The following is a 12,303-nucleotide window of genomic DNA, read 5'->3' on the forward strand; positions in this document are numbered from 1 at the left end:
TGTCCCGCCGGCCCGGCATGGGTAGCATCAAACACTAAGCCTACTTAGTGTTTAACCCGGATGTTCGCTCGAAAGGGGAGGCGGAATGCGCGTCAAGAATTCAGTAGTGGTGATTACGGGCGCGTCCAGCGGGATCGGGAGGGCCACCGCACTGCGCTTCGCCGCCAAGGGGGCCCGGCTGGTCCTGGCTGCCCGGGGAGCGGAACCACTCGAAGCCGTTGCTGCACAATGCAGGAAACGCGGCGCGAAGGCAATCGCCGTCCCCACCGACGTCACCGACCCGGGCAAGGTGGAGGCACTGGCATGCCGTGCCGTTGAGGAGTTCGGGCGGCTGGATGTGTGGGTCAACAACGCAGCGGTCGGTGCGTTCGGCCTGCTGACCGAGATTCCTCCAGAGGAGTTCCAGCGGGTACTGGATGTCAACATCGCCGGCTACGTAAATGGCGCCCGGGCGGCGCTGACCCGCCAGACAGCCCAGGGCTCTGGCACCCTGATCAATGTTTCGTCCATCGTGGCGGAAATACCGCTGCCCTACTCCGCCGCGTACTCCATTTCCAAGGCCGCGGTGCGGGCCCTCAGCATCAGCCTGCGCTCGGAATTGGCCCGCGAAGGCGTTACCGGCGTTGACGTGTGCACGGTCCTCCCGGCCACCATTGACACGCCGTTCTACCAGAACGCAGCCAACTTCACGGGCCGCCGCCCCATGGCACTGCCCCCCGTCTACACCCCGCAGCGGGTGGCGAAAGCCGTGGTGAAACTCGCTGCCCACCCGCGCCGGGAAACCGTGGCAGGAGGAGTGGCGGGCTGGCTCCTGGTCCTGCAGCACAAGTTCACGCCGGGCGCAGTGGAAGCGGCCACGGCAAGCCAGGTGGACCGCCGCCAGCTCTCGCGGCGGCGGTCAGCCACTGTGACTACAGGGAACCTTCACCAGGCGTCGCAATCCATCGGGAAGGCGTCCACCACGGGCGGATGGCACGGCCGACGGCGGACGGCGCAGCGGGCGGTAGCGGGCGCGGCAGCACTGGCGGGAGCTGCAGTGGCATTGCGGAAGCGGCTGGGCTGATTCCCGGGAGCTGTCCCCGGCCGGACATCCCGGCCCGCGCCGTTGTCCCCGCGGGTACTGCCTAGAGGTTCCTTTCGGCGTAGGCCCGCAGCGCGTCCCGGACGAAACCGGCGCCCGCCTCGCTACCGTAGTTGGCCGCGAACCTGGCGTCGGCCACGTACATCTCCGCCAGCCCCACGACATAACCCTTTACGTCCCCTCCGCTTTCCGATGCCGGAGTGCCGGGGATGGACGTCAACCAGTCAACGTGGCGCCGCGCCAGGTCCTGCGCTTCGGAGCTGTCGGCGGCGAGTCCTGATCCCGACGCTGCAATCCAGTCGCTGCCCAGCTTTTCGGCGCGGGACTTCCACTCCTGTTTCTGCTCTGTTCCCATGCCCCGCCACCATGCGTCGCTTTTGGCGTAGGCCTCCTTGCCCCAGCGCTCCTCCACCTCGTCCTTGTACTGGGTGTGGTCGAAGCCGTCAAACATCTTTTCGGCCATGAGTTCGCCTCCTCCTTTCACTGTTTCGATTGTTTGCTGTACGGACAGAACCTGGCGGGCCAGCCGCGCCTGCTCCTGCCGCAGCCAGTCCAGGTGGCGGCTCAGCGCTTTGACCGCGTCTGTCTCGTGCTGGAAGACCTCAGCGATGGCCGGCAGCCCCAGCCCGAGTCCCCGGAGCAGGAGGATCCGCTGCAGCTGCAGGAGCGCTGCCCCGTTGTAGTAGCGGTAGCCGTTACGCCCAACGCGGGTGGGCTTCAGCAGCCCGATGTCGTCATAGTGCCGGAGGGTCCGGCTTGTTGTGCCTGCCATCCTGGCGACATCCTGGATGGACCAGTCGACGGCCGCCTCCGCTTCGGTTGCTTCCATGCTTCGAGCGTAGGGGTTGACGCAGCGTCAAGGTCAAGCCGGTTTCCCGGGGTATCGGTTACGCAGTGGTCGGGTGCGGGGCGAGCGGGCGCGGGCCTGGGCGACCAGGCGCGTGAAGGCGAAGATGAAGACTGCCTCGATAAGGATCATCAGCGCCACAAGCAACCATTGTTCCTCGGCAACAAAAACGACGCAGCCTGCGAGCGCGAGCACTGTCCCGAGCACCAGGGTGTAGACGGCAAATCCGACGGCAACGCGCGCACTGCGGACGCCGGTCCGGAAACCGAAACCCTGTGGCTCTCCGCCGGGCTGTCCGGGAACGCGGTCCGGCGCGGCAGGCGGAAGCCTGTCGAACTCTTCCCACGGATCCTTCGTTGGGTCGTTGCCCGGAACGTTGTCCGGGTGCTGTCCGGTCATAGTCCAAGTATCCCAGCACCCGCCCAGGGATAGGGAGAGGGGCCCGGAAACCGGGACGGGAGCCCGGTCACCAAACCCCGCGCGACGTTTACCTTGACCAAGCAGAAGCAGGGGACACAAAAACAGCGGCCCCTCCAACTGACGTTGGAGAGGCCGCTGCTGTGGCGACATTCCTCCTGCAGGTGCGGGAGGGAAGCCGAAGCCTTAGAGCGGGCGGATGTTCTCTGCCTGCGGGCCCTTGGGACCCTGGGTCACATCGAATTCAACCTTCTGGTTCTCATCGAGTGAGCGGTATCCGCTGCTGGCGATTGCTGAGTAGTGGGCGAAAACGTCAGCGGACCCGTCATCGGGGGCAATGAAGCCAAAACCCTTTTCGGCGTTGAACCATTTAACTGTGCCTGTTGCCATGGCTGCATTCCTTCGTGTGACTCTGATTCTCTCCCCGGGCCACCGGCCCGAGGTGCGCGGAGAACGTCCCCCGCAGTCCCCAACGTACGGGGCCAACGCCAACCATGCAAGGGTAACGACATTAAAGTGTCGTCAGCGCATCCCCTCGCGGCGGATTGCGGTGGCAATGGCAGCGGCCCGGGTTTCCACTCCCAGCTTGGCGTAGATGTGGGCGAGGTGGGTCTTGACCGTGGCCTCCGAGATGAAGAGGCGCTGTCCGAGTTCACGGTTGCTGAGGCCTTGCGTGAGGAGGCTGAGCAGTTCGGCCTCGCGCGGAGTGAGGATTTCGTCGGGGTTGCGCAGCTGCTGGAAAAGCCGCGATGCCACCGGGGCGCTCATGACGCTCTTGCCTTGGACTGCCCCGCGGATGGCAGCGAAAATCTCATCAGGTGCGGCGTCCTTCAGCAGGTAGCCCATCGCGCCGGCGTCCACTGCCCGCACGATGTCCGCATCGGAGTCGTAGGTGGTGAACACCAGGATGGCCTGCCCTGTGTTGCGCTCGCGGATCCGCTGGATGGCCTCGATCCCGTCCATGCCCGCGCCCATGGCCAGGTCCATCACCACCACCGCGACGGCGTCCTGTTCCAGGCGTTCCAGCGCTTCCTCCCCGGAGGCTGCCTCGGCGATGACGGCGATATCAGGTTGGGTGCCCAGCAGGGCCCGCAGCCCGCTCCTCACCACCAGGTGGTCGTCCACCAGCAGCACCGTGATGGCGCTCATGCAGGGTCCTCCATGCTTGCAGGCTCCGCCGGCGCGGGCAGCTGGGCAGCTACGATGGTCCCTTCGCCGGGTGCGCTTTCCACCGAGAAAACGCCGCCCAGCTGCTCCACCCGCTGCCGCATGGCCCGCAGTCCGTACCCTCCGGCGTCCGACGGCGGTGCTGCCGCCGCGGGATCGAAGCCGGCACCGTCGTCGTGGACGTCCAGGGTGACGGCGTCGGGAAGGTAGCCAAGAGTTACGGTGGCGGTGGCGGCGCCCGCATGGAGCTTGATGTTTGAGGCAGCGCTTTGGACTACCCGGAGGAGGGCGTGGCGCACATCCGGCGGCACCGGCCGCGGTTCACCCGTGACCAGGAGCCTGGCGTCCGGAACGTACTGCCTGGCCGCGAAAAGCAGGGCCTCAGGCAAGGGCGACGCGTCCAGTCCGGGGGAGGCAAGTTCATGGACCAGGCTCCGGGTCTCGGACAGGTTGCCCCGGAGCAATGAAGTGGCCTGGCTGAGGTCGGCGTGGGCTGAAGGACTGGGCCACGCCCTGCCGGCTGCCTCCAGCAGGAGCAGGCTGCTGGCCAGCCCCTGGGTGACGGTGTCGTGGATTTCCCGGGAGACACGCTCCCGTTCGGCGATGGTTCCTGCCCGGCGCTCGCTGGCCGCCAGTTGCCCTTGGGCGAGGGAGACTTCCGCGTGCAGGCGGCGCTGTTCCTCGGCGTCGTGCTGGATCCTGTCGTAGATCAAGGTCAGCATCAGTCCCACGGCGAGCGGGCCGAGGAGCATGGCAAGGTCAGTGCCGCTGCTCAGCCGGAACAGCCCTGCCGCGGTGGCAACAGCGGTGGCTCCTGCCGCTGCGTACGCGGCTGCACCGCTCAGTGCACTGCGGCACAGGAAGAAAAGCGCAAACGAGCACCAGGCAAAGCTCGGCGCCGCAATGACCAGGACGGCCCACACTGCAACCAGGGTGAATACCCAGGGCGCTCCCGGTTTCCCGCGCGATGAAAGGACGGCAACGGCAAAGTACAGCAGGCAGGCCGCCGCAGCCAGCCCCAGGACCAGGACGTTGTCGGCGGGGCTGTGCCGCATCACGTACCGGACAAGGGACGCCACCAGCAGGACGGCGAAGCCACCATGAACGGCGGCATCAATGCTGCGGAAGCGGGCTGCGGTGCTGGTGGACGCCCTGGTCCCGTCCGCGCCGGTCCTGCCGAGAGCGATCGAGTCGGGGAAGGATGCGGCCGGGGCGGCGCTGGCGTGGGGAGGCATGGGAATTCCGGTTCCGGTGGGGAATGCTACCCACCATGCTATTGCCCCGGCACGTGCACCGTCTCTCAACCTTTTGGCTGATACGGCTGGCCTATTGGAGCAGGACGCTACAGCCAAAGGCCCGATGGCAGGCAGCAGGAGTCCCGGAAGGATTGGGGATGAAACGAACCCCGCTCCGAATGTGGGGCTCCGAGCAAAGGAATCAGCATGAAGAAGTCCACGAAAGTTCTTGCCGCCGCAGCCGCCAGCGCCCTGGCCCTCACCGCCGGGGTAACGGTTGCCGCCAATGCCGGCGCCGGTTCCGCTCCCACTGCCGTCCCTGCTGCCGACATCCAGCCCGTACCGGAGAACGTGGTGCAGCAGAACCGTATCTCGGTCGGCGCCTCGGCCAAGGCGGTGCAAGCGGCGCTGGCCAAATGCCAGGCTGACAAACTTCCCTTTGTGACGGTGGCCCTGGTGGACCGCTTCGGGACTGTCCAGGCGCTGCTTCGGGGCGACAACGCGGCCGAGCACACCATTGAAGCCGCACAGCAGAAGGCCTACACCGCCGCCGCCTTTGGAACCCCCACCAGTGAACTGGCAAAGCGAATCAACGGAACCGGACCCAGCATCGCCGACCTCCCCGGCACCCTTTTCCTGGCGGGCGGCGTCCCGCTGAAGGTGAACGGGGTTTCGGTGGCCGGCATCGGCGTCGGCGGCGCTCCCGATGGGGCGCTGGATGAGGCCTGTGCTGCAGCCGGTGCGGACGCCATCGCTACCGCCGGTTCCGCTCAGTAGGCTAAGCGCATGAGGTGGTTCGGGGCCCTGTTTGTGGCGCTTATCCTGACCGCGTGCCAGGCGGGTCCGGGGGAGCCGCAGCAGTCGGGGTCCCCTCCGCCGTCGGTCCTGGACCCTGCGGACGCCCTACCGTCCGCAGGGTCCCCGGCATCCCCCGCGTCCCCGGCGTCCCCCGCCCCGGCTGCACCAGCCACCACGCCGCCTGCGCTCCCCGCTGAAGCACAGGCGCAGGTTGACCAGGAGTTGATAGCCGCAGCCAAGGCCAACAACGCGCCGCTGGTCAGCCAACTGATTGCCCGTGGGGGCAATGTCAACGCCAAGGACGCCATCCAGGATTCGGCTTTCCTCTACGCGGGGGCCGAAGGATTCAATGAGGTGCTCCGGCTGACTTTGGCCGCCGGGGCCGACGTCGCGAGCACCAACCGGTACGGCGGGACAGCCCTTATTCCGGCCAGCGAACACGGCCACGTGGAGACGGTGCAGATCCTGATCGACGCAGGAGTGCCGGTGAACCATGTCAACAACCTGGGCTGGACTGCCATGCAGGAGGCCATCCTGCTGAACAACGGCGGGCCCAGGCAGCAGGAAGTGGTCCGGCTTCTCCTGGCAGCAGGCGCCGACCCCAACATCAGGGATCCGCAGGGAAGGACAGCACTGCAGAACGCCGAACGGCTGGGCTTCGCGGACATCGCCGCTTTGCTTCGCGCCCGGGATTGACTTCGATCCGCTACACAGCCTCGAGGACGCTGACGTAGTTGGCGATGCCCACGCCGCCCATGTTCTGGACCGCGGCGCGGCGGGGGTTGGCGAGCTGCATGCCGCCTGCGGTCCCGGTCAGCTGCATGGCTGTGATGACGTGCTGTGATACCCCGGTGGCTCCCACGGGATGGCCCTTGGCCTTGAGGCCGCCGGAAACGTTGACGGGCAACTTGCCGTCCTTGTACACCCAGCCCTCCTCGATGGCACGGGCACCCTGGCCCGGTTCTGTCAGGCCCATCGCCTCGTACATCAGCAGTTCGGCGATGGTGAAGCAGTCGTGCACTTCCGCGAAGTCCAGGCCCTCCAGCCCGACGCCGGCCATTTCCAGTGCGCGCTGCCAGGACACCCGGGTGGCGTTGAAGGCAACCGGGTCCCGGCGCGAGGCGGGGAAAAAGTCGTTGGCGTGGCCGAAGCCTGCCAGCCGCACAGGTGCAGTGGCACCGCCGGTCGGGGAGCTGGACAGCACGACGGCGGCGGCGCCGTCGGACACGGGGGAGCAGTCGGTGCGGCGCAGCGGCTCGGCCACCATGGGGTTCTTGTCCGAGACCGTTCGGCAGAAGTCCTCGCCCAGGTCCTTGCGCAGCTGCGCGTAGGGGTTGTCCACGCCGTTGCGGTGATTCTTCGCCGCAATGCTGCCCAGGACGTCACCCAGGGTGCGGTCGCCGTACCGCTTCCCGTAGTGCTTCGCCACCTCGGCAAAGAGCCCGGTGAAGCCGGTGGTGGAGGCCTTGCCCGCCATGTCATAGTCTGCGCCCAGCAGCCCCGCGCCCACAACGTCGGCTCCGGCATGGGTCATCTTTTCGGCGCCGATCACCAGCACCGTTTTCGCCGTGCCCGCCAGCAGGGACTTGGTGCCCTGCTGGAACGCAGCGGAACCGGAGGCGCAGGCATTTTCCACCCTGGTGGCGGAAACGTTCGCCAGATCTGCAGAGACCTGCAGCGCCAGCGACGACGGGAAGGCCAGCGGCATCATGCCCGAGTTGAACTGGCCGAGATAGATTTCGTCGATCTGGCCGGGCTCGATCCCGGCGTTCGCGATGGCCTTGGTGGCAACCTGGACGATGAGGGACTCAAGGGTTTCCTCCGTCAGTTTTCCGAAGCGGCTGTGTCCCCAGCCTGTCAGCAGGACATCCTTGCCGAACTGTTCCTGCAGGCTCATGCTGTGGCTCCTTCCAGGGCGTTGGTTGCCGGTGCCGGCGTATCCAGGGCGACGGTAAATCCGGCTTCCGTCTTTTCCCGGATCTCCTCCACGGTGACGCCCGGGGCGAGGCGGGTCAGCGTGAGCTGCCGCCCGCCGTCGTTCGTCCTGTAGAGGACAAAGACCGCGAGGTCGCTGACGATCCGGTCCACCACCGCAAGGCCCGTCAGGGGCAGAGTGCACTCGCTCACGATCTTGGCGCTGCCGTCCTTGGCATTGTGCTCGGTGAGAACCACCACGCGGGGCGTTCCGGCCACGAGGTCCATGGCGCCGCCCATGCCCTTGACCATCTTGCCGGGGATGGTCCAGTTGGCGAGGTCACCGTTGCCGGAGACCTGCATGGCCCCGAGGATGGCTACTTTGACGTGGCCGCCCCGGATCATGCCGAAGGAGGTGGCGGAATCGAAGATGCTCCCGCCCGGCAGCACCGTGACGGTTTGTTTGCCGGCGTTGATGAGATCGGCGTCCTCCTCGCCCTCGTAGGGGAACGGTCCCATGCCGAGCAGTCCGTTTTCGCTCTGCAGCACAACCCGGACGCCGTCGGGCAGGTTGTTGGCCACCAGTGTGGGGATCCCGATGCCGAGGTTAACGTAATCGCCGTCGTTCAGTTCTTCGGCTGCGATGGCAGCCATTTCATCCCTGGTCCAGGCCATGGGGGTCTCCTTGAATGGGTAGTGGGGGTTAGGCCGGAACAGTCTCGGCAGTGCGGCGTGCAGCGGTGCGCACGGTGCGCTGCTCGATGTCCTTGACGCGGTCCCTGGCCTGCACCAGGCGCTGGACGTACACGCCGGGCGTGACGATGTGGTTGGGATCCAGTTGGCCCGGTTCCACAATCACCTCGGCCTCCGCTATGGTCAGGAGGCCGGCGGTTGCAACCACAGGGTTGAAGTTCCGGGCGGTGTAGCGATAGATCAGGTTTCCGTCCGTGTCTGCGGTGTGGGCGTGGACGAGCGCGACGTCGGCCCGAATGGCGCGCTCGCGGACGTACGTTTCGCCGTCGAACACCTCGTGTGGCTTGCCCTCGGCAACCAGGGTGCCCACACCGGTTTTGGTGTAGAAGGCGGGGATGCCGGCGCCGCCGGCGCGGAGACGCTCGGCCAGGGTTCCCTGCGGCGTGAACTCCACTTCCAGGTTGCCGGCCAGGTACTGCTCGGCGAAGAGCTTGTTTTCGCCCACGTAGCTGGCGATGACTTTGCGGACCTGGCCCGCTTCGATCAGGATGCCGAGGCCCTTCCCGTCCACTCCCATGTTGTTCGAGACCACTGTCAGGTCCTTCACGCCGGAATCGCGGACGGCCTCGATCAGGTCCGCGGGAATTCCGCTCAGGCCGAATCCGCCCACGGCAAGGGTGATGCCGTCCTGCAGTGCGCCCTCCAGGGCGACTGCGGCTGCTGGCTGAAGTTTGGACATGGCGCCTCCTCCTTGAGAATCCCGCGATGGGGTCCATTTTGTGGACGCGGGGCTTGGGAAAGGACACTACGGGCGCTGCGAAAGGCCTGTCAAGCCCGGAAAATCGGGCTTACACTGCTGGTTTTACAGTGTGGACGGTAGCATTGCAGGAGTCCATAATGTGGAAGACCGGAGGCTTAAGTGACTAATTTGCCAGTACAGGGCGCCCAGGTGGTCAGCCGCATCGCCGGACTGCTGCGGCTTGCTGGCCGCAGTGCAGAGGGGCTGCCGCTGTCCGTGCTGGTGAGGGAATCGGGCCTCACCAGGCCCACCGTCCACCGGCTCCTCTCCTCCCTCGCGTCGGAGGGATTGCTGGATCACGACGCCGGCAGCGGGAACTGGGTGCTGGGCCCGGAAATGCTCCTCATGGGGTCGGTGGCTGCCGCGCGGTTTCCGCTGGAGGACCTTGCCCGGCCCAGCCTCCGAAGGCTGGCCGAGGCCACCGGTGAGAGTGCCTTCTTCTCCATCCGCCGCGGTTCCGAGACGGTATGCCTGCTGCGTGAGGAGGGGAGCTTCCCGGTCCGGTCCTTTGTGCTGCACGAGGGCGTCCGGTTCCCCCTCGGTGTGGCCTCTGCGGGCACCGCGATCATGGCGTTCCTGCCCGAGGCCGAGCAGGAGGAGTTGCTGAAGGGGTGGGCTGGACACGCAGGTGCTTTCGCCACTGCGCACACGGAGGAACTCGTCCGGGCCAACCTCGCGCAGACCAGGCTGCTGGGCTACTCGGTGAATCCGGGGCTGGTCCTCGAAGGCAGTTGGGGAATGGGCGCCGCGGTGTTTGATGCCTCAGGCAGGCCCGCCTGGGCCCTTTCCCTCACCGGGATCGAACCGCGCTTCAAGCCCGAGCGGCAGGAGGAGCTGGGCGGGCTCCTGATGGCCGAGGCGCACCGGATCACCCAGCAGCTCAGCGGGGACGGGAAGGGGCGCCGGCCGCGCTGAATTCCTACACAGCTGAATTCCTAGAGCCCCACGCGTGGCTCTTCGGGCCCCTGGTGCTTCCACCAGGTATCAAAAATGGTGACGGGGACGGTGCGCTTGTGCCGGGTCCGCAGGTACTTCTCTTCGATCAGCGCGGCAACGGATTCAGGGACGTCCCGGCCTTCCAGGTAATCGTCGATCTGGTCGTAGGTCAGGCCCAGCTCGTCCTCATCGGTGCGGCCCGGCTTGTCGTCCAGCAGGTCGGCGGTGGGTACCTTTTCCCAGACGCGGGCGGGAGCGCCGAGTTCGGCCAGCAAGGCGCGGTTCTGGCGCTTGTTCAGCCCAAACAGCGGAAGGATGTCTGCGCCGCCGTCACCGTATTTGGTGAAGAAGCCGGTGACGGACTCCGCGCCGTGGTCGGTGCCGAGGACAAGGTAGTTGTGTTCCCCGGCCAGGGCATACTGGGCGATCATGCGGGTGCGTGCCTTGGTGTTGCCCTTGTGGAAGTCGGAGATTTCCGAGCCCACGGTCTTCTCGAACTCATCCTCGAAGCCATCCACCGCGGCCGAGATGTTGAACGTCCACTCGGTTTTGGGCTGGATGAAGTCCAGGGCAGCCTGGGCGTCTTCTTCGTCATGCTGGACGCCATAGGGCAGGCGCACGGCCACGAAGTTCGCGTCCACACCTTCGGCCTCGAGCTCCTCGACAGCCAGTTGGGCTAGTTTTCCGGCCAGGGACGAGTCCAGGCCACCTGAAATGCCCAGGACGAAGCCCTTGGTGTGGGTGGCTTTCAGGTAGTCCTTCAGGAAGGTGACGCGCTTGCGCACCTCCCCGGCGGGGTCGATCCGGGGCTGAACGCCCATTTCTTCAATGATCCTGGCCTGGAGTTCGCGCATGTGGTCCAGCCTAGCCAGCCCTGTCAATCGGCCTCAAGCATCCACACCGGCCGGCCCCCACTAAACTGGAGTCCATGACTTCCCCCAGTGAGACTGCAGTAGACGCTGCAGCCGCCCGCGCCCGCCTGCTCGAACTGATCAAGGAACTCGCCGTTGTCCGCGGCAAGGTCATCCTGTCCAGCGGAGCGGAAGCCGATTACTACATTGATCTCCGCCGCATTACGCTGCACCACGAGGCCTCCAAGCTGGTGGGACAGGTCATGCTGGCCCTGGCGGACGACGCCGGGATCGACTTCGAGTGCGCAGGCGGACTCACCATGGGGGCCGACCCTGTTGGTACCGCGGTGATGCACGCTGCCGCAGACGCCGGCCGGGCCGTTGACGCGTTTGTGGTCCGCAAGGCCCAGAAGTCCTACGGCATGGGCCGGCAGGTGGAAGGCCCGTCCGTGGAAGGCCGCAAGGTGCTTGTCCTGGAGGACACCTCCACCACGGGCGGCTCGGCGCTGACCGCCGTGGAAGGCGTCCGCAAAGCCGGCGGCAACGTTGTGGCAGTCGCCGTCATCGTGGACCGGGACACCGGGGCCAAGGAAAAGATCGAAGCGGAGACCGGCGTCCCCTACCTGTTCGCCTTCGGCAAGGATGAGCTCGGGCTTTCCTAGACCCGCCGTTGTTGGGGCCCGGGCACACACCGTGCCCGTGCCCTGATGTTGGAGCGGGAGGCAGGGCTGGCCTATCATTTGCGTTATCCCCTTAACTCCCCTGTACGGAGAACGTGCACGATGCTCCCCCCTCAACAGTCCTTAAGCGCGACCGACCAGATCCAGAACCTCATTCTGGAAAGTGCCGACTTCGAGGACTTCCTGAACGAACTGGCCCGGTTCTCCGCCCATCAGATGGCTGGCGACGGCGATGACGCACTCTGTGGCATCACCCTGCTCCGGGACCGCAAGGCGGCAACGATTGGCTGGAGCAGCGACTCTGCGCGGGAAGTGGATGAGATCCAGTACTCCTTGTCCCAGGGCCCCTGCCTGACTGCGGCGGAGGAGGAACGCGAAGTCCACGTTCCGGACCTCTTCGAGGAGGACCGCTGGGGACCGGACTACGCGTCAGCGGTGGCATCGCACGGACTGCGGTCAGTCCTGTCGCTGCCCTTCAACCTGCAGGGCGAGGCGAGAGCTGCCCTGAACCTGTATTCCGAAGTCCCCCATAAATTTGATGACCGTGCCACTGCAAAGGCCCGTGGCTACACACGGGAAATTTCGCAGGCACTGAGGCTCGCGGTGAGGTTCTCGCTTCACACGGACAGCGCTGCAAATCTTCGGGCAACCCTGGAATCCCGGACCATCATCGACATCGCCGTTGGCATTGTGATGGCACAGAACAGGTGCAGCCAGGAGGCGGCGGTCAGCATCCTCACCGAGGCCTCCAGTAACAGCAACACCAAGCTGCGGGATATCGCCAAATCGTTGGTGGACTCGGTCGGGGGTTCGGGTACGCGCACGCACTACCAGGAGCCCGGGCAGCGGCAAACCGGCCAAACCGCGTGACCAACGGCTTGTGCC

General features: G+C 66.1%; 15 protein-coding genes. 6 read left to right on the plus strand and 9 right to left on the minus strand.

All coding sequences use genetic code 11. The features are described 5' to 3' along the window. The first annotated feature begins 85 nt into the window (after positions 1 to 85). The gene (locus tag AC5RUQ_RS04630) at positions 86 to 1,063 is read left to right on the plus strand and encodes an SDR family oxidoreductase (protein WP_493946208.1); all 978 of its coding nucleotides are present in this window, start codon (positions 86 to 88) and stop codon (positions 1,061 to 1,063) included. Between the two features lie 61 nt (positions 1,064 to 1,124). Here the strand turns inward: AC5RUQ_RS04630 and AC5RUQ_RS04635 are convergent, their stop codons facing one another. The 5 genes from AC5RUQ_RS04635 to AC5RUQ_RS04655 all read right to left on the minus strand — a co-directional run bounded on the left by AC5RUQ_RS04635 (position 1,125) and on the right by AC5RUQ_RS04655 (position 4,747). Further along, the gene (locus tag AC5RUQ_RS04635; RefSeq protein ID WP_493946209.1) at positions 1,125 to 1,910 is read right to left on the minus strand and encodes a MerR family transcriptional regulator; all 786 of its coding nucleotides are present in this window, start codon (positions 1,908 to 1,910) and stop codon (positions 1,125 to 1,127) included. A 33-nt stretch (positions 1,911 to 1,943) separates the two neighbouring features. Continuing rightward, positions 1,944 to 2,327 carry a hypothetical protein gene (locus AC5RUQ_RS04640; protein WP_493946210.1) on the minus strand — a complete coding sequence of 128 codons (384 nt, stop codon included), beginning with the start codon at positions 2,325 to 2,327 and terminating at the stop codon, positions 1,944 to 1,946. Positions 2,328 to 2,531: 204 nt separating this feature from the next. Further along, positions 2,532 to 2,735 (minus strand): cold-shock protein, encoded by a 204-nt coding sequence (locus AC5RUQ_RS04645; protein WP_013599688.1) that lies wholly within the window; start codon positions 2,733 to 2,735, stop codon positions 2,532 to 2,534. A 132-nt stretch (positions 2,736 to 2,867) separates the two neighbouring features. Continuing rightward, positions 2,868 to 3,494 (minus strand): response regulator, encoded by a 627-nt coding sequence (locus AC5RUQ_RS04650; RefSeq protein ID WP_493946211.1) that lies wholly within the window; start codon positions 3,492 to 3,494, stop codon positions 2,868 to 2,870. After that, positions 3,491 to 4,747: a sensor histidine kinase gene (locus tag AC5RUQ_RS04655; RefSeq protein ID WP_493946212.1), complete on the minus strand. Its 1,257-nt coding sequence runs from the start codon at positions 4,745 to 4,747 to the stop codon at positions 3,491 to 3,493. The genes AC5RUQ_RS04650 and AC5RUQ_RS04655 overlap by 4 nt, the downstream gene beginning before the upstream one ends. Before the next feature lie 207 nt (positions 4,748 to 4,954). On the opposite strand from AC5RUQ_RS04655, the gene AC5RUQ_RS04660 reads away from it, so the two are divergent. Both AC5RUQ_RS04660 and AC5RUQ_RS04665 read left to right on the plus strand, forming a co-directional pair. After that, positions 4,955 to 5,524 (plus strand): GlcG/HbpS family heme-binding protein, encoded by a 570-nt coding sequence (locus tag AC5RUQ_RS04660; RefSeq protein ID WP_493946213.1) that lies wholly within the window; start codon positions 4,955 to 4,957, stop codon positions 5,522 to 5,524. A 9-nt stretch (positions 5,525 to 5,533) separates the two neighbouring features. Then, positions 5,534 to 6,241 carry an ankyrin repeat domain-containing protein gene (locus tag AC5RUQ_RS04665; RefSeq protein WP_493946214.1) on the plus strand — a complete coding sequence of 236 codons (708 nt, stop codon included), beginning with the start codon at positions 5,534 to 5,536 and terminating at the stop codon, positions 6,239 to 6,241. A gap of 10 nt (positions 6,242 to 6,251) precedes the next feature. Here AC5RUQ_RS04665 and AC5RUQ_RS04670 read toward each other — a convergent pair whose 3' ends face one another. From AC5RUQ_RS04670 to AC5RUQ_RS04680, 3 genes are read right to left on the minus strand one after another with little or no spacing between them, the layout of a single operon-like run. Next, positions 6,252 to 7,442, minus strand: coding sequence for an acetyl-CoA acetyltransferase (locus tag AC5RUQ_RS04670; RefSeq protein WP_493946215.1), 1,191 nt, complete (start codon positions 7,440 to 7,442; stop codon positions 6,252 to 6,254). Continuing rightward, positions 7,439 to 8,134 (minus strand): CoA transferase subunit B, encoded by a 696-nt coding sequence (locus AC5RUQ_RS04675; protein WP_493946216.1) that lies wholly within the window; start codon positions 8,132 to 8,134, stop codon positions 7,439 to 7,441. Before AC5RUQ_RS04675 ends, AC5RUQ_RS04670 begins: the two co-directional genes overlap by 4 nt. Positions 8,135 to 8,162: 28 nt before the next feature. Then, on the minus strand, positions 8,163 to 8,891 hold the full coding sequence (locus AC5RUQ_RS04680; RefSeq protein ID WP_493946217.1) for a CoA transferase subunit A: 729 nt from the start codon (positions 8,889 to 8,891) through the stop codon (positions 8,163 to 8,165). 180 nt (positions 8,892 to 9,071) lie between these two features. Between AC5RUQ_RS04680 and AC5RUQ_RS04685 the strand changes: the two genes are divergently transcribed. After that, positions 9,072 to 9,866 (plus strand): IclR family transcriptional regulator, encoded by a 795-nt coding sequence (locus AC5RUQ_RS04685; protein ID WP_493946218.1) that lies wholly within the window; start codon positions 9,072 to 9,074, stop codon positions 9,864 to 9,866. Between the two features lie 20 nt (positions 9,867 to 9,886). Here AC5RUQ_RS04685 and nadE read toward each other — a convergent pair whose 3' ends face one another. Continuing rightward, positions 9,887 to 10,741, minus strand: coding sequence for an NAD(+) synthase (nadE, locus tag AC5RUQ_RS04690; protein WP_493946219.1), 855 nt, complete (start codon positions 10,739 to 10,741; stop codon positions 9,887 to 9,889). Between the two features lie 74 nt (positions 10,742 to 10,815). Here nadE and pyrE point away from each other — a divergent pair, with 74 nt between their 5' ends. Both pyrE and AC5RUQ_RS04700 read left to right on the plus strand, forming a co-directional pair. Next, positions 10,816 to 11,400 (plus strand): orotate phosphoribosyltransferase, encoded by a 585-nt coding sequence (gene pyrE / locus AC5RUQ_RS04695; protein ID WP_493946220.1) that lies wholly within the window; start codon positions 10,816 to 10,818, stop codon positions 11,398 to 11,400. Between the two features lie 120 nt (positions 11,401 to 11,520). After that, the gene (locus tag AC5RUQ_RS04700; RefSeq protein WP_493946221.1) at positions 11,521 to 12,288 is read left to right on the plus strand and encodes a GAF and ANTAR domain-containing protein; all 768 of its coding nucleotides are present in this window, start codon (positions 11,521 to 11,523) and stop codon (positions 12,286 to 12,288) included. The last annotated feature ends 15 nt before the right edge of the window (positions 12,289 to 12,303 follow it).

The sequence above is a fragment of the Arthrobacter sp. MDT2-3 genome, assembly GCF_059090465.1.